Raw genomic sequence first — 22,456 nt, 5'->3', positions numbered from 1 at the left:
TGATTTCTATCATACTTCCTTAAAAAGCTGAGTAAGCAACCTCCCAAGAATAGGAAGGAAAAGGAGATAGGAAATGCCACAATATTTAATGATTGCTGAAAAGGTATATAAGAAAATTGAAGAACAAGATCTTTTCTCGGATAGTCCCACGGAACACCTGAATAACTTAATAGGCGTAATCCGCAAAGAGATTAAAGGTACAAAATTTAAACTGAAATATAACTTTATTGACTTCGAAGAATGTCTGACAAAGCCCCTAGATGAATGCACTGTTAAAATTGATATTAGCCTAATGCCTAGCCATAAAAATAAGGATGAATATATTTTATGGTTAGCAGGATTTATAGAAAGAATGACTACAGGTGGAGAGGCTCAACTTCCTCCTATTTCAAAGTTTATTCCTCCAGATTTTAAATTTAACTGTGAATTTGATAGCGCTAAGACTCAGCCATTAGCCGTCCAGACAGATGATGAAGGTGAGCTCATCATTAATTACTTTAAATCAGAAGCGTTCATGAAAATTATAAACGAAGAAAAATAACTTAAAGAATATAGAAGTGTTTCCACCACACTTCTATGTATCGCTGTCAAAATTCAGCGACCGCCTTCTGGGGCGGTTTTTTTGATCTTAACAATCTATGTCGATATGGATCTATTCACATAAGTTTTCACTGTGAACATAACTTACTTGTTCGCTATAAAAACAGATACAGAAATCAATGTTAGTTTTTAATTATCTTCACTCATGAAGGAGATATAAAAATTTTAAAATACATTCTTTTTCCATTGAACCCGAGCTTTTCTCGTATTTTTCAAAAAAGATAGGGTAAAAGGCTCTCTTGTAGACAGTTTAGTCTAGATGTATTCCGAACCTAAAGAACTTTCATATGTGTTGGTTTTTTAAAAGGAGGTGTCTATGCTCCATAATTTTAGACAGTTTTTCTGTATGCACATCTGGGAATACAACTTTGATATTTCACATGATGAAGTAAGAGAGTGCAGGAAATGTGGGAAAATTCATAAAATGAAGAATTCCCATAAAATGACTTAAGATTAAATTATTATACTTTTAATCATATTAAGTAAATTAAAGATAAGCTCAATAATTAAAAAATATTGAGCTTATTTATGATTCATATAAAACCTATTAATTTACTTGGAATATAAATTAAAGTAGATCACAATTTAAAATAATAAATAGTTTCAACTTACATAGTTTTGTATTAAATTTAAAAATAAATAACATTTTAATAAAAACTAAAAACTTATTTTTATAACTTTGATTTTATACTCATATTTTATAAGAAATTAATAAGGAGATAGAAATGCCAAAATACTTACTATTAGCAGAAAAAATTTCTAAAAATATTAAACAAGATCACACGAACAATCATCTGAAAAACTTAAATAATTTAATCATAGAAATAAAAAAAGCCATTAAGGGTACTGAGTTGAAGTTTTTATATAATTTTTTTGATTTCGGAGGTTCTCTTCTTAACTTTCAAGAGGAACTACCTTTTAGGTTCGATATTAGTTTGCTTCCCAACTATAAAAGTGAGGAAGATTTTATTTTATGGTTAGCAGATTTCATTGATCGAATCACTATCGATACAAGTAAAGGAGATTACACAATAAAAAAGAGGTTAGCCATTCCCAGCTCTATTGTTGAAAAACTGATATGTAGACCTTAACCATATAGCTATTTCTAATAAATAAAAATATAAAAAGAACTGCCTTACTTATCGGCAGTTCTTTTTATATTTAAGTGATGACTACTTGATTTCTAAGGTTCTTGTCGAGGTGCAGAGTTCATGTCATGTCTGACTTTACTTATATTTTCATAAATAACTTTACGCATTCTATTTATTGCACCTAAAGGTTTATGCTCAGGTAAAGCATGCCAAGGCGTAAAGGAAAGATTTTCACAAAATTGATTTTGTTCAGGCGTATCAAAGTCTTGCTTTGGAATACGAATAGTCGCCACTTGATAAAAAGGAGCTTCTTTTTCTTTCCATTCTGTCATTGCATCTTCAACTTGCATTTGAGTTGAAGTTCTTGGTTGTATTAAAAATTCCATACAAACCTCTTGCTTCTGCAAGCTATCTTTTAAAGCTTCCCTTAAAAAATTATGGTTTGGATGATCAGGTAGAGCTGTAGACACCGCTGAGCAATTTCTTACAGAGTACTTAACAGCTTGACGGTCACTATCCAAACCGAGTTGATAGGGCACCATAGACCAGTAACGTGCATATAAAGGATTAGAAATTTTAGAATTACGCGCTCCTAAGGCATTCATTGTTCCTTTAAGTCCTAAAGCAAACGGAATATGAAGCTTTCTAAAAGTACTTTCACTATTAATATCATGTATAAAAGACAGATATCTTTGCCCATCATTCACAAAAAAGACTGGGTGATTGATCATGATAAAATCTTGAGTTGTGGCTTCTTTTTCACTTTCTAAAATTTTCTCGCCGGGTACACCTAAAACTTTTATAGCCATGCCACGGGCATCTTTTTCAATATCCGCTTGAGAAGCATCCTTGGAAGCATTCGAAAAGCGAATCCATGCCTCATAGCTTTTATCGGGAACAAATACACCTTTTGCGAGTTGAGTTGGAATATTTTTAAGTACATGAAACTCGGCACGAACACAGCCATGTGCTTTAGGATGTGCATCTCTTAAGGCTTGGCCTGATGAGTATTCTTTTCGGATAGATTCTTCAATAACTGTCGATATTTGTTGTGCTGTCAGCTTTTCATTTGGCTGAAGTTTTTCACCCAAATATGTGTCTGGCTCTGAGTAAGATTTTGCAATACTAGAAGAAATAACAGTAGGTTTAGTATTCTTATAAAATGCGTTATCACTGCAACCACTTAATAATGATAGCGCTGGAGTAAAAATAAGTAATACTCTAAAGTGCCTTAACTGAGAAAAATTTGGCATTCATTGCTCCTTATTGCAAAGTCCACTTTAGAATTAAAATAATGTGTTATTTTCATATTATTTTAAAGACAATAAGAATTATCTACTGTTAATAGATTAAACTCAATTGTTACTTATCTGAACAATATAATTAAAATTATTATTTAATATAAAGCTTCTTAAAACCATTAAGAGCAATATGACATGATAAATAATTCAGAAAATGTACAAAATAATTCTACTGTTTCACCTTATCCCATTACTCAAAATATACTTATTGATCGGTTCAGCCCAAGCTATTGGAGAATAGATGGCCCACAAAGCATGTCTTTTGCCATTACCAATTATGGCAATGGTTTTGAAGCATCTTTCCGCTCACGCATGACCACAGACTTAGCTGGTATTAGTTGGGACTCTTACGACTCTAAAAATCATAAATTGCTAGCTTATGAAACCAAGTATAGCTATTCGGGTGTGATTTGGGACTTTGACATTGAGCTGTCATCGTCTATGCCTGTTTTAAATAATGAGTCATTAACCCCAACTTTAACGGTTTACTATAACGATAATGGGGTAGATAAAATTGCGTATATTGTTTTGTTCAACTATGCGAATAGTCCATCTTCAAGATCTGCCCATATTCATATTAATTGGGATACAGTCAAAGCAGGTTTTTCGGCCACAGATAGCTTTCCTGTGACCAATATTCAGCGAATTTCATTTTCAGCGTTTACAAGTAGCTATAACGCACATTCGTCATTGCCTTTAAGTCAGGCGGAAGATGGTTATATTCGCATTACTAATTCAGTCGTGACAGGTGCAAATGCAAAATTAAATCTAAGCCGAGTGGTTGTACCTCAGCATAATTATGGTTTGTGTACCAGCTATGACGACCATTACGATCTGAATCCACAACGAATCGTCGATAACATGGCTGCTTTGGGATATCACGGTTTTATTAACCATTATTGTGGTATGTCGCACTATCCTGAAATGATCTGGAGAAGTGATATTAATAGATTTCAGATTCCAGATACCTTAGTGACCGGACAAGATGTTGTTAACCCATGTACCCGTAAATGGCATGAGAAATATGCCCAAGCTCTGCATAATGCAAATATGCAACCCGTTTTTGGGGTAAGTTTTGAAATGTATTCGCTAGGAGCAAATGAGTTCTGGGCACAGCGCGACTGGAATAGTAATTTGGGTAAAACAGGCTACCAGCCTCCAAGTTATTTCTTCAGTTTAAGCGATCAAAATGCTTTGGCATACTTACATAAAGTTTTTATTGAGTTTGCAGATACCATGGTGACGGGTGGATGTGATGTCAACATGCAAATTGGTGAGCCTTGGTGGTGGTATAACACTGATACAAACTTACCATGTGTCTATGACTATCCAACTAAGTTAGCTTTTAATGCAGATACAGGCTTATATGCGCCAGACTTAGGAACAATCTATGAGGCGATGAATAAAACAGGAACACCGTATGATGAATTTAAAACATGGTTAAGAAATAAGTTAGGGCAGACCTGCCAAGATATCCGAACAGCGATTAAAGCAAAATATGCAAATGCCCAAGTGTGTCCATTAATCTTTTTCCCATCTATTCGTTCTCCAATACAAACTCTTGCAACTTATATCAACTATCCAAGTGAACACTATTCTTATCCAAATTTTGATTACATCATGACTGAAGCCTATGATTGGCTTTTAGAGGCTAAATTAGATTTAGCTCATCAGGCTGTTTCACAAATACCAACTCAAGATTTAGGCTATCCTGTAAATAAAGTGGCTTATTTATCAGGCTTCGTACCAGATGCATCTATTGCTTATATCTACGGGTTCGATAAAAACAAACCGTATCGCACACCAATCTGGCAACGGATTTTTGGGGATATGAAAAACAATGTGTCTCTAGGGCTAATGAAGCAATTTATCTGGGCATACCCGCAAGTGATGTTTGATTCGATTACAATCGATACTACTCAAGCTCCAGACGGCTTCTTTGTTGAAAATACGCTCTATACACCTATTAGCGATAACACACCATATCCACCGGATATTTACCTATAAGTAAATATAAAGTGTTTAATATAAATGATTTGATCAGAGAAGCTTCTTAACATAAGAGGCTTCTTCTTTTTGAAACACGGGCTTGCTTAGACGTATCTGACTGGCTATGCTGTGATGGATTGCGATGAAAGCCAATTTTAATTCAAGCAAAATTAAGCTTTTGCATTAGCGTTACATTATCTAATTTGCTCGACTATAAATACCGAATGATATAAAGGAAACCCAAAGATGAAATCTCGTGCAGCTGTCGCCTTTGCTCCAGGAAAACCTTTAGAAATTGTTGAAATTGATGTTGCACCACCCAAAGCGGGAGAGGTTTTAATCAAGATTACCCATACTGGTGTATGTCATACCGATGCTTTTACACTGTCTGGTGATGATCCTGAAGGTGTTTTCCCAGCAATTTTAGGTCATGAAGGTGCAGGTGTGGTTGTTGAAGTCGGTGAAGGTGTAACGAGTGTTCAACCGGGTGATCATGTTATTCCGCTTTATACAGCAGAATGTAAAGAATGCTTATTCTGTAAATCTGGAAAAACTAACCTGTGTGTTGCTGTACGTGCCACTCAAGGTAAAGGCGTTATGCCGGATGGCACCACACGTTTTTCATATAATGGTGAGCCGATTTACCACTATATGGGTTGTTCAACCTTTAGTGAATATACGGTAGTAGCCGAAGTATCTTTAGCTAAGATCAATCCTGAGGCAAATCACGAGCAAGTATGCTTGCTGGGCTGTGGTGTGACGACTGGTATTGGCGCCGTGCATAACACAGCTAAAGTACAAGAAGGTGATTCAGTTGCGGTATTTGGCTTAGGTGGTATTGGTTTAGCTGTTGTACAAGGTGCGCGTCAGGCAAAAGCAGGACGTATTATTGTAGTAGACACTAACCCAGATAAATTTGAACTTGCTAAACAGTTTGGTGCTACAGATTTCTTAAATCCAAAAGATTATGATCAACCTATTCAACAAGTCATTGTAGAAATGACAGGCTGGGGGGTAGATCACTCATTTGAATGTATTGGTAACGTCAATGTTATGCGCTCGGCTCTAGAGTGTGCACATCGTGGTTGGGGACAATCTGTCATTATTGGTGTAGCGGGTGCAGGCCAAGAAATTTCAACTCGTCCGTTCCAGCTAGTTACAGGCCGTAAATGGTTAGGTACTGCGTTTGGTGGGGTAAAAGGCCGCTCACAACTTCCTAAAATGGTCGAAGATGCTATGAAAGGTGAAATTCAACTCGAACCTTTTGTGACTCATACCATGCCTTTACAAGACATTAATACCGCTTTTGATTTAATGCACGAAGGTAAATCAATTCGCACAGTCATTCATTTCTAAATGAAATAAAAAAGGGCTGTGATTCAGCCCTTTTTACGCTTAATAGTTTTACATTTTAAATGGCATTACCACATATGTCAGTTGTACCCTGAGGGTAGTTAAACTGTAGCGCATTACGGTCAGTAATGAGTTCAGCAGTTAACTCTTGTCCAAAGAAGTTCGTAGAAAAGATTCCTACACTTTCATAAAGTGTAAAACCCGCATTCTGAAGTGTAGAAGGTAATGTAAATTGATATCCTTCATCGACCCCATTAAAGATAAAACCAACTTTTTTAGTATCTTGGTTAATATATATTCCTAAGCGTTGATACTCATTAGAATTATTTACCATATTCTTATTTTTGTAATACATATTTGTTGGACCATTATTATCACTAACTCGAGATGTTAAGTAATAATTTAAACTAGCGGGATTCTCACCAAAATCAGGATCATAAGTTCCAATATTAAAATTATAAAATGAACTAATCGTATAATTATTATTTGTTGTACCTGTAAAAGTGATATGGGATATATACGACGAGTTCCCAAATGATGAGCTACCCGGTGCTATTGTTGGCACCTTAAGCTCCATCTCTAAAGCAATTATGCCTGTTTGAGGCAATAAGAAATCTCCCATCTCACTTTTTGAAGTCAATTTTGCTTTACTTTTTGCTATATACGCTAAGTAATCGTAATTATCTTCTGCAATCGGATTTATTTTAAAACCGAACTTTTGTCCCTCAATAAGTGGAAACTTCTTCATTGGTAATTCATCAGAATGTTCACTATTCCATAAATCATAATCTTCTTGAGTTGCATCAAAATTATATTGGCAGACTGGGGCAGAATTAAGGGAGTTAGTTTGAGCCAATAGCATTTGAGTTGCCAGCTTTTCATTATTTGTATTGGCTGTAACTTTTTTAGGTGTTACTTTTTGGCCGGGTTCATTACGCAGTGTTGTATTGGTCTTATCAGAAGATACTTCATACATGGCCCAGCATAATGTAATTGCACTAACTGCAACGATACCTATTTTTTTCATAGATGTTCCTATAAAGTTAAGTATTAAGTTCTTAGAAAGTATTGATAAAAAGTTATTATTAGTTTTTAAATATCTGATATTTTTGAGTTTATAAACTATTGAATATGATTAATCATATTCAATAGTTACAGTTGCCATAGCACGAACTTTACCAGGTGTAACATTCGTTGCTGTTTGATAGTAGCGGGCAGTCATTGGTACGTTATATTGAAGTGTCTGGTTAGAAGACAATGTACCTAAAGCGAGCTTGTCTCCTTTTTTGATAACCTGATTTTTATTTTGATAATTCCAAAGTAACTGTACGCGAACACCATTTGCTTTTTCAGAAGCTGCAGCTGTATTCGCTAAAACCTGATTGTTTGTACCATCTTGAGTAAAGTCATAGGTCAAACTAATAAGGTTTTTCTCTTCATAGCCGGTAGGGTTAATACCACCATTACAGAGAATATTCATATCAAAGGTTTGTTCACCTTGAGTTGAACCCACACCTTTAAAACCAGCTTTGGTAACTGTAGGAAGCTGTACAACCTTGTTAATGTTACCTTGTATTTCACATGAAGAGGATGCAATGGTAATCGCATTGGCATTAACAGTACTTGTTAAGAAAGGTTTATCTGGAAAGCCGCGAATATAATAACTACTATATCTACCAGGAACTAAAGTCCCTGAACCTGTTTGTGAGGCAATCTTAATGATTTCCACAACAAAATAGCCATCTGCTAAGTAACGATTACCTGAGATTCCACCACGCTGATAAGGGTAATAACCAGAAAAATTGGTATTATTATCTGCTTCACGATATAGACGAATACCAATACCAGGAATATTGGTGGTATAGATACTATTGCCTAAAGAACTTAATGGATAAGCTTGCGTTAATTCCGCGACTGCAACATCTCGACTATCACAATTATTCGCTTGTGTTCTAGTGCGCGTAATAGGAAAAGTCGCTTTTCTTAAAATAGCACCGACTTGATCACTAGGACGTACAACAACACGTCCCACCGCCATAAGTACATCATTTGCTTCATAATTAACTATATAGCACGCGGCATTAGCTTCGCCATATATACCAAGGCCAGCAGTAAATAGAGCACCCGTTAATAATATTCTTTTCACTTGCAGACAGCCTCCGTCATTACCACGCTTTGTTGCTTGTTTTGCAGCTGGTTACTTACATTGTACTCAACCGAACAACGCTCATTGCTTTCATCACCCCATTTTACATAGAGGCGATCTTGAGCTTGCGGGGTACGTAAGTAAATCATACTACCTTGTGCAACAATACCTACAGCTTCGTCTTTTTGGTTAAAGACTTGTGCAGCAAACGGTAGACTGTTGCCATCTACAGTTTTACTTTTAATATAAACCGCATAACCAGTTTTGGTTGCAAAGTCTACTTTAGCAATTGCGCCAGCAAATGGAGCAATACGTTGACTCGTTTCTTCAAGTTCTACTTTGCTAGACATTTCTTGAGGGTCAAGCGTAATGTCATTAAGACGGTATGGAGTAACATAAGGAACTACCGCATAACCTGCTTTATTTACACTTAGACCAACCGTATTATTTACTTTTGCTCCAGCTGCATCAGGTGCGTGTACAAGTACCATTGTTTGACCTTGTTCAGGGCCAAATAACACACCTTCTGAGTGAGCAACAATACTACCGCTTAAGCTCACCATTGCTTGCTGATAAGAGTCAGCTACGCTATAAGAACCGCCAACAGTTGTATAGTTAGTACGATAACGACCATTTACGTTAAATGTTGGGTTTGTATAGTCTTGATGCGACATTGACGCACCATAACTAAAGCGATCACCCACCATACCACTTGCACCTACTGTACGACTATCTTCAGATGCAGTAATGTTGACATTGACTGAGTTCTTCTTGAAGTTCATTGGGAAAGACAATGTCATTAAGTACTGAGTATCACGTGATTGAGTGTTTGAACCATATTCAACTTGACGGTTAATCGCAGACAAGCCATAAGTTAAGCCATGGTAATTGTTGCTATAACCAATTTGATACTGTTTAGTCGTTTCGCTACGGTTCCAATAATCAACCCATGAACCTACCATGTAGAAGTTACCCCAACCCTCAGGAAGACCTTGGTTTAAGGTAATTTGGAATTCACTACGTTGACGACCAGCAGAATAGGTATTTATGCCTTTATCTTCTAAATCACGAATAAGAAGAGCATCACGCAATCTATAGAAATTTTCAGTTGAGTAACGATAAGCAGCAAGTGTTAAGTTAGTATTGGTTGGAGTAATTAACTTACTATAACTTAAACGGAAACTTTGCCCTGACTGGGAAGCTTGCTTTTCAAAGTCAGCTTCAGAGTGGGTAACGTCAAATGCAATTGCACCAATAGGTGTTGCAAAAGCGGCACCTAGCAATAAAGCTGTATAATTTTCAGAAGCCTGAATTCCGGTATAACCTGTTAAATAGTTGTTAATACCTTGTTGATATTTACCCTGAACCACCCAAGGATTAAGATCAATATCACGGTCACGGAATTGACCCACAGTTAAAGAATAACGGTTCATACCAGGACGTAACATCTGTACAACAGATGCATAAGGCACGGCAAATTTTTGAATCTCACCATTTGCTTCAATAACAGTAACTTCAATCTCACCACCAAAACCAGTAGGGTATAGGTCGTTAATTTCAAAGTTACCTGGTGCTACTGTTGTTTGATAAATAAGTTGACCTTGCTGGCGAACTTCAATTTTTGCATTGGTTTTAGCATTACCACGAATACGTGGAGCATAGCCAAGCATACTATTCGGTAACATTCGATCATCACTTGAGAAATCGATACCGCGATAGCCATAAGAGTCAAATACTTCGCCATTTGTAAAGCTATCCCCAAGTGTTAACACACCACGATATTTCGGGAATGCTCTCTGTAAGTAAGTACTTGTTTCTTCGTAACTTGATTTAGACTGATTTTCCGCAGGGGTATCTTGCCACTGCCACTGACCGTTATGACGTAATTGCCAGCCACCTAAATTTAGTCCGGCAGTGATTCCCATAAATGCATTTGAAGTTTCACTTCTGTCATTAGAATGAGTAAACGTCTTATAAGCACTACCACTATAAGATAAAAAGCCTGCATTAATACCACGATCCCATACACTTGGATCGACATAACCTTGCGCATTTTTTTGTAATGCGACTTGAGGAATTGAGATATCTACACGTAAGCGAGAGTTATCAAACTCATAAAATGCGTTTTCTACCCATTCTTCAATTTTGTAGCAAGTATTATTTTCTTTTTGAAGGGGAGCATGCTTAGTCAAAATCTCTTGTTTTACGCCGTATTCAAGAAGATTCATTCCCGTAAAGCAAGTCACCGCATTTTGCGTTGGATCTACAGCTTTAAAGACCATACGGCGTTTACCAAACCATTGACCATTTACATATACGTCAACGTTGTATTCGCCAGGTAAAACAGGGTTGCCATATTTAAAGCGAGAAATATCAACTTTTTTTGCATCGCCAATTAAAAAAGCAGAATCAAACTCAGCTTCCACAGGAGCACTCGCAGCTGTTTCTTCAGCGTGCACGAATACAGGCATTGTCATTGTAACAACACCAGAAGCCAAGTAATAACAAATATGGCGTTTTAATAATTTATAAGATTCTTGCCGTTTTTTTGGCATAGCTAAGTCCGCCTACTCACATAATAGGTGCTTAAAATTTATTAAAAATATAAATCTGATTATTGAAGTTTTATTGAGTGTTCGACTCGACCACCGTAGTCATTCACATTAATAAAACTCATATCCTGAAGATTGCCGTTCTTAAGCTGAACAGATGCATCAGAAAAAGGCTTAACCATGAGCCCTTCAGGTAATAAATCAACTTTTTTATCACCCACTTTCTGAAAAACAGAAGTCATCGTGATATGAAAAGGTGTTGGATTTTTTACCGTTAAGTTTTGACCAGATTTAACCCATTGAAGCTTATCTGCTGCTAAGTTCGCGTCATCTTTAATCGAAGCTGGGCGATAGAAGAATTTAATACGTGAGCGAATGGCTAATTGCAGAAAATTATCAGGTGTCGTATCTGAACTTTTTGAAGTTGGTCTTGGAGGAATATCCAAAACGTTTAACCACAAAACAGTTTCTTGCTTCTGATTTAACTGAGAAGCAGTGGGTAAAGCAGTGATACGAAAGGTCTGACTTTTTGTTGCTTCAACACGAGAAATTGGAGGAGCAATCATAAAAGGAACTTTTGATTGATCCGGAGTACTTTTTGGGTCGCCTTCATCAATCCAAGCTTGGACAAGAGCTGGTTTTGAACCGTTATTGCTAACTTGTAGCGTAACTTCGCGAGCATCCGAAGGATAAATCACACGAGTGCCATGAATTACAATTTCTGCATGAGAGGCAGGTGCGGCTACCGCTGAAGCAAATGCCAAACCTAACAAAAAATTATAACTGTTCAATTTCATTTCAGGAGTCTCAACCAAGGAAGTTCGGGAAAGCGTTACACAAAAATAGGGTCTCTATAGGAATATAGAAACCCTACCATCCATCAATTATTGATAGATAATTGTGTATTGAACAGAAGTGTTCACTTTACCAGCAGTAGAAGCGCCAGTTGCATAGTATTCAGCATAGTAGTTAAGGTCTGCACTACCAGCTGCTGCAACGTCAACCCACTGAGAGTTTGCTTGAGCGCCATTTGCACCAGCAGCAAGAACTGGGATTACTTGGTTGTTGCTACCTAAAAGTTGAACGTTAACGTTTTTAGCACCAGTAGCGTCTTGGTTAAGTAAACGACCAGTATTGAAGTCAACCGTTGCACCTGGTTCGAAGTAAGTCGCAACTTTACCTTCTGAACAGTTAGCTAATTTGATTTGGAAAGGAGTACGGCCAGCAACGTTACCAGCAGCAGCTAAAGTTTGTTTAGAAACAGTTGGAAGAGTAACTGTGAAGTCTTTACCTGCAGGTGTAACGATGTCACAAGTTTTGTCTGTTACTAAACCATTAATTGTAATTGTACCATCAGCAGCTTGAGCGTTCGCAATCCCTACAACTGAAAGAGCAGCGATCAAAGCAAGTTTTTTCATAGTGTTTTCTCAAAAGTCTGGATAAAAGTTTAATCTGTTACTTTTCCAGAAGTTGGCATCTTGAAAAGTAATGCGGCGATACTAACACTTTTTAAACAAAATGCAAACTTCATCACACTATTTTTCCGTAATAAGAAAAATTTTTGATCATTTAATTTACAATAATGAATACTATTTTTAATATAAATTACTGTTTTTAATATAAAAATTAAATAATAGCTGGCTATAAAAACAACTGTAAAAGAAGCAATACAATTAAGGGAAATTATTTTAAGGAAAATTTAATGAAGTGATTATATAGAACTATTTATCTTTGTGTTTAAAAAACGTGAATAATTTAACATTTTTTTGGAGAAAAGAGCGAATTTTTAATTTTGGCTAGATTGCCGTATGAAAATCGGAAATTCGCTCTTGAACTATACCTATCTATTAAAGATAAATAAGACTTAGTTGATGTGAGCTATCAATGATAGTTAACGAGAACAACCTTTTTATTAGCACTTATGGTTTCGATACTCGTATCCATTTTTTCAGTATGTCTTGCTAAGTTAAAAACATTATCTTTGCTTAAATATTGAGTATCAATAGTCGTATTCAGAGTATTGATTTGAGCACACTCTTTTTCAACATTTATTGTAGAACAAGTATCTTCAACAATATTTCCTTTAATCATTATTGTGTTATTCGCATAACAAAATAGTGGGGAAGTGGAAAGTACCGCTAAAACTACAATTTTAAATATATTATTTTTCATTTTATATATACCTATTTATTAAATAGTTAATATAAGAGATACAATACTTTTTATTTAAAAACAATATGCAAATTCATTTTAATAAAAAATAAATAAATAACATGTGATCTACATCTCATTAATTATTTTATTTATATAAATAGTTATTACTTTACAGGTCTTTTATTAAAAATGATAATCAAATCACATTTTTACAGCAATAATGAATCTTGGTTGCTATAAAATTAAATTACTGATAATAAATGCTTTAATTAAAATATTCTTAATTTTTATAAAAATAAAGGGGTGAACCGAAACAATTTAACAATTTAACAATTTAACAATTAATATTATTTAATATAACAATATATTGTTGTCATAAGTTAATTATATAATTATAATTTCAGCTCCAAGTTTTTTGATAATTATATAAATTAAAATAAAAGGCTTTAATTAATAAAAATAATATTAAATACATTTTAAACAATAACTAAAGCTAGTTAGTATTATTAAATAAATTTTCATCGTATTTGATCTACGCAATAATAATTTTTGAGACATACCGTAGCAGTTGCTTTTATTACTTATATCTAGAAGATAGAGCTCTGGCCTCCTGAAAAATTATTGAATTAAAAAATTAGTTATAACAAATATATTGAAAGTTATATTTGTCTGAAATAATTGTTGATAAAACAACACTAGTATTGAAAAATGATGAAATATAAACATATCTAATTCTGCTGCTTTTGCATAAATAATTGAAAATAAAAAACAAATTAAATTGGCATAAAAGCTGCTCAATGTGACTGATGAAAGTGGAATTATCCTAAGGAATCCGTATGTCACTTGTAGTAGATAAAAAAGAAAATTCTAAAGAATTTGTAAAAAACATCCTGTCTGAAATTTGGGTCACTCGATGTCCAGTGCCTACAGCAACAGGTATTTCATTAAAACGCGGTACTTTGGTTAAAAAGTTTGAAAAGCACGGCATTGATGTTGCTGTCTTGCAAGATGCGCGTAAAGGTTTATCAGTCCATCATTTTGATCACCAATTGCCAGCTCTGTTCCGAGAAGGTGGAAATGTACCTGCATTAGCTGCACGCTCTGAAGGAGCACCCAGCCGACTCATTGGATTGACTTGGATTGATGAGTGGCAAGTTATTATTGTGCGACCTGATTCTGATATTAGCCAGCCAGAGCATTTAAAAAATGCGAAAGTTGCTTTACCGGAATATGCTGACAAACGTGCTGGTAGTATTTTTAGAGCCATGTCATTGCAAGGTATTCGTGGTGCTTTACAACTTGCCAGTCTGACTTTCAGAGATGTGAATTTTATTGAAGTACCTGAGCGTGCAGGATCTAAAGAGAATCGTGATGCGAGCACATATTGGTCAGGTCTAGACGCATTAATTACAGGTGAAGTTGATGCTGTGTATGTAAAAGGAGCATCTGCTGTTGAAGCTGCAACTAAACGCGGCCTTAAAGTTGGAATTGATTTAGATAAATTTGAAGATGTGACTTCTCGTGTTAATAACGGCACACCTCGTCCAATTACCGTCCATGAAGATCTATTAGAAGATCACTTTGATGTGGTAGTCGATTTTCTTGAAGAATTGTTTGATACCGCAGATTGGGCACAAGATCACTTAGATGAAGTTTTGGTCATTCTAGAAGATGAAACGATTGCAGGGGCAGAGAGTGTTGCAACAGCCTATCGAAATAATTTTCATAAGTCTTTACATCCGTCATTAAGTGAAGACCGTTTAAAGCTATTAAAACAACAAAAAGATTTTCTTTGGTTGCATGGTTTCTTAGAGCGCGATGTCGATATTGAAACATGGGTTGATCATCGTCCTTTACTCGAAGTTTTAAAACGCCGTCAAAATAAAAATTTTTAAAGAGGATTTGACCATGACAACACTTATTCAAACACCATTATCTCGTGAACTCAATGACTTTATCGAATTGAACCGTGAAAAAGCTGAATTTGCTTTTGAAGTCTTCCGTGAAACAAGAACAATTACTGCAAATGGAACAGTTAATTTTGTTGAACGTGGACCTGAAAATACCTTAGTCACTTTTAACTATGCAGGACCGTGGTCTAAAGATAAAAAAAGCAAAGTATTGGTGGAGACAATTGATGGTGAAGTTTTATTGGGAAGAAAAAGTGCAGGTGGCCGCTATAACAAGCTTTTTAAAGAGCATGCAGATGTCACCACAATATCTCATGTACATGCGCCGAATTTAGGCGCTTGGGCTCAAACCCATCGCACTTTACCGATTCGTTATGTGCCTGTTCAACGCTTTCATTTGTTTAAAGAGTTGCCGATTTATATTGATCGCCGTCAAGCTGAAGTGGATTTTATTTTAGATCAACTCAAAGTTGATATTGAACATCGGGCCATTTTGGAAGCCAATGGCGGAGCAACTGTATGGGGACGCCAAGGACTACAGGAAACTGCTGAATTTATTTTATTGCTTGAAGAAGGTGCTCAAATTCAGCTGCTCGCTGAATTAGTCGGTGGCAGCAGAGAATACGGGCAAGGGGTTTTACATCAGCAATGGAAAATGAGTGGATTGACTGAAAAAGCAAAATCGCTGGGCTTACTTCCTCTGAATTAGATAAAGATTTAAAAATAAAGATCGAGAATACTATGGCTGTAAAACTTTTATGGTATCTCACTTCTCCAGATGGACCATATCCTTGGTTGGAATCTGGGCGGTGGGATACCGATTATGAACACTTGCAACAGATTGCGATTACCGCAGATCGACTTGGTTTTTACGGTTCACTCATGGGTACAAGTGAGTATGAAACACTTGCTGTTGCTGCAAGTTTAATTCCATTTACTGAACGTTTAAAGTTTCTGGTTGCTCAACATCCCGGAGAAGTCCAACCAGCAGTTTTGGCAAAATATGCGCAAACGTTTGATGCATTTTCTAAAGGGCGTTTGTTATTTAATGTCGTTAATGGAAATGATAAGGGTTTGGCAGCTTTAGGCATTCACTATACTCATGATGAGCGTTATGACTTTAGTAAAGAATACTGGAATGCATTTCAACAAAACTACTTAGGTGATACCTCTGGATTTGAGGGTGAGTTTATTAAAATTGCTCCACGCTTAGAGGGTGGATCTCCAATGTCCAAATGGCGCGGTCCAACTCAAAAACAAGGTGTTCCTTTGTGGGGAGCAGGAACTTCTGCCAAAGGCGTTCAGCATTCTGTTGAATTGTTAGATGTGTATTTAAGTTTTGCGAATACACCGCCGTTACTTGGAGAAAAGTTTAGCAAGGTTGCGGCTGAGGCAGCAAAAATTGGCCGAACTTTAGAATTTGGGACTCGATTACAAATTATTGTTCGGGAAACAGAAGAAGAGGCTTGGCAATATGCTCAGTCGTTACTTGACAAGATTGATGTAAATTATGCAATCGAAGCTGTTAAACGACAGCTTCCTCCAACTGAAAGTTTTGAGAGTTATCAAAGTAACAACACATCTATTCAAAAAAACTTAGAACAATTACGTCAAGGTGTTTTGCCTCAAGCTAAAGATTTTGAAATTTATCCTAATGTTTGGACTGGCCCATCTTTATTTGGTTTCGATATTTTAAACCCAGCCGCAGGAACTGCCTTAGTGGGTAGTGCTGAAAATATTGCCAAACGGATTAAAGAATACGAAAGCTATGGTGTATCAGCCTTTATCTTGTCAGGTTTTCCTTTAATTGGAGAAGCCTATCGGGTAGCAGACTTATTGTTTCCATTATTAGAGCTAGATCATGGTTTTGAGTTACCTAAGCTAAATAAAAATTCATCCATTGATTCCCTCTTGAATCAAGAAGTCGTGGTTTAAGGGAGAAGGCATGAATAAAATTACACGTAGAGAACTCATTAAACAGACTGGATTAGGTGTTGGTGCTTTGGCTGCAATAAGCCTTATAGGATGTTCTAAGCCCGATTCTTCATCTTCTGAAAGCGCCACTGCCGCTTCACTCCAAAATGATACGCCGAAAAAGGGTGGTGTTATCAAAATTGGAGTGATCAATGGTAACCAAGCAGGCAATTTAGATGCACATAAACCTATTGGTATGTCTAGTGCGTTTAGAGGCTGGCCTTTATATGCAAAGTTATGGGAATGGGGCAGAGATATTCAGCCAAAACTTGCCCTTGCTGAATTTGCTGAACCTAATAATGACGGAACGAAATGGACCATTCGCCTTAAAAAAGGACTCGAATTTCACCACGGTAAAACCATTACAGCTGATGATGTTATTTTCTCTTTACGCCGTTTGACCGACCCAAAACTTGCCTCGCCATTCGCAGCTTATCTTTATTCTTTGCAAAGAGATGCAATTAAAAAGCGCGATGAATACACCGTTGAAATTCCTTTTTCTCAAGGAAAGGGATTGGTTGCTTTACCAGAAGCATGGATGAGCTGGGGTGGTATTGTTCCTACAGATTATGACCCAGTTAAAAATGTAGTTGGTGCTGGTCCCTTTAAGCTTGAAAGTTTTACACCCGGCCAGCGTTCACGTTTTGTACGTTTTGAAAATTACTGGAAAGAAAATCAACCTTATGCCGATGCAATAGAAATTATTGATTTTAAAGATCAAACAGGGCGTCTTGCTGCTTTGCAATCTGGTCAAATTGATATTGCATCTGGAGTAAGTGCTGAGCATATTTCTTTAATTCAATCTAATAAACGGCTAAATCTTGTTTCATCAGAAACCGATGCTTGGCAATCATTTGATATGAATACGGCTAAAGCGCCGTTCAATGATCTTCGGGTACGACAAGCTTTTAGATTGATTGCTAATAGAGACGATTTGGTCAAACGTGCTTTAGCTGGGCAAGGACGAGTTGCAAATGACCTTTATTCGTTTAGTGATCCTGTATATGACCACAGTATTGCGCAGCGCAAGCAAGATTTAAATAAAGCAAAAGCGCTACTCAAAGAAGCTGGTTTTAATAACAGTCTAACGGTCGATTTATATACAGGCCCAGATAGCAATGCTGCATTAGTTTTTGCTCAACATGCTGCTCAAGCAGGTGTCATTGTTAATGTTAAACAGGTTGAAGCTGCTACTTTTGCGGATGCAGTAAAACAAGATTGGGCATTTAGTACAGGCTCGAACGTTTCACGTCCTTTCTTATTAACAGTTTTGCAAATTGATGGGCCGGGTGCGGCAAATAATAAAACTCGTTTTAAGAATGAGCGCTTTACGGAACTAGTACATGCAGCATTGCAACAACCCGATTTGGAAAAAAGAAAAGTTCTTGTTCATGAGGCGCAGCATATTCAGCATGAGCAAGGTGGTTTACTCATTTGGGGCTTTAATAATGTCCTTGATGCACATTCGAACCAAATTGGTGGTGTAACGCCTGATCGCACAGGCTTTGCTGCGTGGCGTACAGATGAATTCTGGCGTAGAGGGTAACCGATATGACAATTCAATCCAGCAAAATAGAAGCATCTATTCAACAACCAACAATTGCCAAGTCATTTGAATTTCCTGCATGGTTACCTTGGTTTTTGACACGTTTGGTGTCAGGGGTATTGGTTGTATTTGTTATTAGTCTCATTGTTTTTATTGCGACACAAGCACTTCCATCTGACCCAGCTCGTGTCATTTTAGGACCAGAAGCACCTGAAGCAACGGTACAAATACTTCGTGAACAATTGGGATTAAATGATCCGATATTGCTTCAATACTGGCATTGGTTGAGTCAATTGTTACAAGGTAATTTTGGACGCTCGATTGATTCCAATGTGCCTGTTTTAGAAATTATTCAGAATTATTTTGGTAATACAGTTGCACTCACGAGCCTCGTGATTGTCGTTACTGTACCGATTTCAGTCGTGTTAGGTGTGTGGCTCTCGCTTCATCGCGATAGCAAACTCGATCGTATTATTGTCTCTAGCTCTATTGTGTTTAAAGCGGTGCCGGGGTTTGTTATTGCGATTTGGTTAATGATGTTTTTTTCAACATCGGTTTTACATATATTACCAGCGGCCTCGTTACTGATTCCTAATGAGTCTCCTTATAGCCAACTAGAGTTTTTAATTTTACCAATTTTAACTTTAGCTTTATCACTCATTCCATATCTGATGCGTTTAGTACGTGGTTCAATGATTGATGCGCTAGAGTCGGAATATGTGACCTCTGCACGACTGCGTGGTATTCCTGAGCGCCGGATTATTTGGAAACATGTTTTACCAAATGCATTGATTCCTGTGGTGCAGGGTACAGCATTGACCATACGAGTTTTGCTGAGTGGTGCTCTCATTATTGAGGTGGTTTTCAGTTACCCCGGTATTGGTAATGCACTTAATGCAGCAATCGAAATGAGGGATATCCCGACCATTCAAGCAATCGTTTTATTGCTCACCATTTGTGTGGTCGTTGTTAATTTAATTGCAGATTTAATCACGACTTTACTCACACCAAAAATACGAACTGCAAAAAGACATAAAGCACGTTCACCAGGGCGACGTCAGGCATTACGTTTATGGAAGTCTGGCCGACCAATTACGGTAAAACCTGTCGATCGTCGCAATGCGTTAAAGAATATTCAGCAAGGAGGTGGGAAATGAGCTCACTTCATTGGTACCAAAGAAACTTTTTTCAAACATTAATCCGTGAAAGACAAGTACGTTTTGGATTTGTAGTCACAGCCCTAGTTTTGATTTTCGCATTGGTTGGACCGTTATTTGTTGCATTTGAACCTACGGCATTGGTCGGCATGACTTATGGACCACCCGAAGGAAAATCATTTTTAGGTTATGACTATATTGGTCATGATGTTTGGTCACGTGTTCTTGCTGGCGGTGCTTCAATTATCTGGATGACGCTAGCTGCCAGTTTGGTCGCATTAGTTATTGGTTCTAGTTTAGGCATATTAGCTGCTTTTGCCCGAAATAAGATTGATCAGTTCGTAACTTGGCTGACTGATGTTTTTATGGCCTTTCCTGATCTTATTTTGGTCTTACTTATTGTTTCGATGTTAGGTCGACAGCCTTGGCTCATTGTTTTAACGGTTTCAATTGCTTTTATTCCAGGAGTCGTGCGTCTTGCGCGAAGCGTTGCACTTAATTTAGTGGAACAGGAATATATCGAAGCTGCCCGAATTCTTGGTTATTCAAAAACTTATATTTTATTCCGCGAAATTTTACCCAATATGTTGACGCCTTTACTTATTCATCTTGGGGTGATGCTGACATGGGCAGTGGGAATGTTATCTGGTTTGGCTTTTCTGGGTTATGGCGTGGCACCTCCAGCAGCAGATTGGGGACTCATGATTAATGAAAATCGCGCTGGTTTATTAGTTCAACCATGGGCCGTGTTTGCTCCTGTCATTTTAATTGCTTTGTTTGCACTCGGAACGAATGTATTGGCAGAGGGCGTTGGACGTGCAGCAGCTCGGATTGAGGAAAAATAAACATGGCAAATACATTTAAAAATACAGTATTGACCGTAACAGACTTAACCGTGGCATTGGTAAACACCGGCAATCATATCGTTTCTAATATTTCATTTAGCTTGAGAGAAGGTGAAGTTTTAGGGCTGGTCGGAGAGAGTGGTTCTGGTAAAACAACATTATCGAGTGCCTTATTAGGCTATGCACGACATGGTGCCAAGATTATTCAAGGCACAATTGAACTGGATGATGAAGATATTCTCAGTTTAGATGATCATGCTTTACGTCAGGTTCGTGGCTATAAAATTAGTCATGTCGCTCAAGATCCTGGAACGGCACTCAACCCAGCATTAAGTATTGGTCAACATTTATTTGAATTATTAGAAGTCCATCAGGCACAGCTATCGAACGCTGAAAAATACCAAAAAGTAGCCAAAATTTTAGATGAAGTGGGGTTACCTCATGATGAGCTATTTCTCAAGCGTTATCCCCATCAACTTTCAGGTGGACAGCAACAACGAATTTTATTGGCCTTAGCATTTTTGCTACAGCCACGTTTGATTGTTTTAGATGAGCCAACCACCGCCTTAGATGTGACGACGCAGACCTTGGTATTGAACATCATTCGTAAATTATGCCGTGAATATAATGTTGCTGCTATTTATGTATCGCATGATTTAACGGTTGTAAAAGACATTGCAGATCGGGTGATTGTTTTATATTCAGGGCGAATTGCTGAAGATGCGGTATTGACCCAACTATTTGAAACCCCTAAACACCCTTATACGCAAGGTTTACTTAACGCCATTCCCGATGTGGCCATTCGTAAATATTTATCTCCAATTGAAGGACATGCACCTTCACCAAATGAGCGTCCAGTGGGATGTGCTTTTGCAGTACGTTGTACTTTCGCCACAGACATATGCCGTCAAAAACAACCTGAATTAACTCAATTAAAAGATGAGTTTGACCCGCATTTTGTTGCTTGTCACCATTCGGATCATGTTGGTGTGATTAATTTTAAAGAGATTGATCATCAGGTTATTGAACGAGGAACTGATCGAGAAGCACTGCTAAAAGTTGAGCATATTAATGCATGGTATGGGCAGCAACAGGCTCTTTTTGATATCTCATTTCAACTCAAAAAGGGCGAATGTTTAGCATTAGTTGGTGAATCTGGTTCAGGAAAAACCACTTTATCACGTGTGATTGCTGGCCTGAATGAAAATGCAGATGGACAAATTACATTAGCAGATGAAGTCTTGTCATTGCGTGGACAACAGCGTCATTTACGACAACGACATAAACTGCAATATATCTTTCAAAATCCTTATAAAGCCTTGAATCCAGCGCATACGATTGGTCAGACCTTAATTAAAGTTGTGCAGCATTTCTTTGGAGCATCTCGACAAGAAGCCATAGAAAAAGTCACACAGGTACTTAAACAAGTCTCTCTACCTATACAAGTTCAGGAACTCTATCCTAGAGATTTATCGGGTGGGGAGCGACAACGCGTGGCGATCGCGCGAGCTTTGCTGTGCCAACCTGATGTTTTGATTTGTGATGAGATTACCTCTGCTTTGGATGTTTCAGTTCAGGCATCTATTTTAAAACTGTTACAAGACCTTCAGCAGCAAGGTGTGACCTTACTATTTGTGACCCATAACCTAGGGGTTGTTCGTGCAATCGCAGATCGAGTCGCCGTATTAAAAAATGGACATATTGTTGAATACGGTGAAACAGACCAAGTGCTTAGTCATCCTCAACATATATATACCAAAACTTTGCTTACCCATGCGCCAAGCTTGTTTAAAAACAACGTGCTTGAGGTTAGCGCATAAAAAAGAACAGATTTTCTG

Annotated in this window: 18 protein-coding genes; 11 read left to right on the top strand and 7 right to left on the bottom strand. The window is 37.2% G+C overall.

Annotation, left to right across the window (positions count from 1 at the left end; translation table 11 throughout):
- The first annotated feature begins 73 nt into the window (after positions 1–73).
- Together ACIF8R_RS03275 and ACIF8R_RS03270 are read left to right on the top strand one after the other, a co-directional pair.
- A complete protein-coding gene (locus ACIF8R_RS03275; protein ID WP_396479058.1) occupies positions 74–541 on the top strand; it encodes a hypothetical protein in 468 nt (155 codons plus the stop codon).
- Between the two features lie 784 nt (positions 542–1,325).
- Entirely contained in the window at positions 1,326–1,691 is a 366-nt protein-coding gene (locus ACIF8R_RS03270) for a hypothetical protein (RefSeq protein WP_396479056.1), read from the top strand.
- Between the two features lie 92 nt (positions 1,692–1,783).
- Here ACIF8R_RS03270 and ACIF8R_RS03265 read toward each other — a convergent pair whose 3' ends face one another.
- Positions 1,784–2,944, bottom strand: coding sequence for a catalase family protein (locus ACIF8R_RS03265; protein WP_396479054.1), 1,161 nt, complete (start codon positions 2,942–2,944; stop codon positions 1,784–1,786).
- A gap of 183 nt (positions 2,945–3,127) precedes the next feature.
- Between ACIF8R_RS03265 and ACIF8R_RS03260 the strand changes: the two genes are divergently transcribed.
- Both ACIF8R_RS03260 and ACIF8R_RS03255 read left to right on the top strand, forming a co-directional pair.
- A complete protein-coding gene (locus tag ACIF8R_RS03260; protein WP_396479052.1) occupies positions 3,128–4,999 on the top strand; it encodes a phage capsid protein in 1,872 nt (623 codons plus the stop codon).
- A 228-nt stretch (positions 5,000–5,227) separates the two neighbouring features.
- On the top strand, positions 5,228–6,337 hold the full coding sequence (locus tag ACIF8R_RS03255; RefSeq protein WP_311071050.1) for an S-(hydroxymethyl)glutathione dehydrogenase/class III alcohol dehydrogenase: 1,110 nt from the start codon (positions 5,228–5,230) through the stop codon (positions 6,335–6,337).
- Positions 6,338–6,392: 55 nt separating this feature from the next.
- Here ACIF8R_RS03255 and ACIF8R_RS03250 read toward each other — a convergent pair whose 3' ends face one another.
- From ACIF8R_RS03250 to ACIF8R_RS03225, 6 genes are all read right to left on the bottom strand, one after another.
- Positions 6,393–7,361, bottom strand: coding sequence for a DUF4882 family protein (locus tag ACIF8R_RS03250; protein ID WP_311071049.1), 969 nt, complete (start codon positions 7,359–7,361; stop codon positions 6,393–6,395).
- 108 nt (positions 7,362–7,469) lie between these two features.
- The gene (locus ACIF8R_RS03245; RefSeq protein WP_396479049.1) at positions 7,470–8,480 is read right to left on the bottom strand and encodes a fimbrial protein; all 1,011 of its coding nucleotides are present in this window, start codon (positions 8,478–8,480) and stop codon (positions 7,470–7,472) included.
- The gene (locus ACIF8R_RS03240; protein WP_311087606.1) at positions 8,477–11,035 is read right to left on the bottom strand and encodes a fimbria/pilus outer membrane usher protein; all 2,559 of its coding nucleotides are present in this window, start codon (positions 11,033–11,035) and stop codon (positions 8,477–8,479) included. The genes ACIF8R_RS03245 and ACIF8R_RS03240 overlap by 4 nt, the downstream gene beginning before the upstream one ends.
- A gap of 59 nt (positions 11,036–11,094) precedes the next feature.
- On the bottom strand, positions 11,095–11,829 hold the full coding sequence (locus tag ACIF8R_RS03235; RefSeq protein ID WP_263613740.1) for a molecular chaperone: 735 nt from the start codon (positions 11,827–11,829) through the stop codon (positions 11,095–11,097).
- An 87-nt stretch (positions 11,830–11,916) separates the two neighbouring features.
- The gene (locus tag ACIF8R_RS03230) at positions 11,917–12,450 is read right to left on the bottom strand and encodes a fimbrial protein (RefSeq protein ID WP_004708758.1); all 534 of its coding nucleotides are present in this window, start codon (positions 12,448–12,450) and stop codon (positions 11,917–11,919) included.
- A 463-nt stretch (positions 12,451–12,913) separates the two neighbouring features.
- Entirely contained in the window at positions 12,914–13,204 is a 291-nt protein-coding gene (locus tag ACIF8R_RS03225; protein ID WP_263613741.1) for a hypothetical protein, read from the bottom strand.
- Between the two features lie 818 nt (positions 13,205–14,022).
- Here ACIF8R_RS03225 and ACIF8R_RS03220 point away from each other — a divergent pair.
- The 7 genes from ACIF8R_RS03220 to ACIF8R_RS03190 are packed head-to-tail and all read left to right on the top strand — an operon-like array spanning position 14,023 to position 22,438.
- Complete coding sequence (locus ACIF8R_RS03220) at positions 14,023–15,081, top strand: ABC transporter substrate-binding protein (RefSeq protein WP_396479047.1); 1,059 nt, start codon at positions 14,023–14,025, stop codon at positions 15,079–15,081.
- 13 nt (positions 15,082–15,094) lie between these two features.
- Complete coding sequence (locus tag ACIF8R_RS03215; protein ID WP_000209266.1) at positions 15,095–15,805, top strand: class II aldolase/adducin family protein; 711 nt, start codon at positions 15,095–15,097, stop codon at positions 15,803–15,805.
- A 32-nt stretch (positions 15,806–15,837) separates the two neighbouring features.
- On the top strand, positions 15,838–17,031 hold the full coding sequence (locus tag ACIF8R_RS03210; RefSeq protein ID WP_396479045.1) for an LLM class flavin-dependent oxidoreductase: 1,194 nt from the start codon (positions 15,838–15,840) through the stop codon (positions 17,029–17,031).
- Between the two features lie 10 nt (positions 17,032–17,041).
- Entirely contained in the window at positions 17,042–18,616 is a 1,575-nt protein-coding gene (locus ACIF8R_RS03205) for an ABC transporter substrate-binding protein (protein WP_396479043.1), read from the top strand.
- A 5-nt stretch (positions 18,617–18,621) separates the two neighbouring features.
- On the top strand, positions 18,622–19,773 hold the full coding sequence (locus ACIF8R_RS03200) for an ABC transporter permease (RefSeq protein ID WP_396479041.1): 1,152 nt from the start codon (positions 18,622–18,624) through the stop codon (positions 19,771–19,773).
- Positions 19,770–20,618: an ABC transporter permease gene (locus ACIF8R_RS03195; protein ID WP_000096369.1), complete on the top strand. Its 849-nt coding sequence runs from the start codon at positions 19,770–19,772 to the stop codon at positions 20,616–20,618. The genes ACIF8R_RS03200 and ACIF8R_RS03195 overlap by 4 nt, the downstream gene beginning before the upstream one ends.
- A gap of 2 nt (positions 20,619–20,620) precedes the next feature.
- Positions 20,621–22,438, top strand: coding sequence for a dipeptide ABC transporter ATP-binding protein (locus ACIF8R_RS03190; RefSeq protein ID WP_396479039.1), 1,818 nt, complete (start codon positions 20,621–20,623; stop codon positions 22,436–22,438).
- The last annotated feature ends 18 nt before the right edge of the window (positions 22,439–22,456 follow it).

Origin of the sequence: Acinetobacter sp. ABJ_C4_1 (assembly GCF_044538495.1) — a bacterium.
GTDB classification, from domain to species: domain Bacteria; phylum Pseudomonadota; class Gammaproteobacteria; order Pseudomonadales; family Moraxellaceae; genus Acinetobacter; species Acinetobacter nosocomialis_A.
This window is presented reverse-complemented; position numbering and strand designations above follow the sequence as displayed.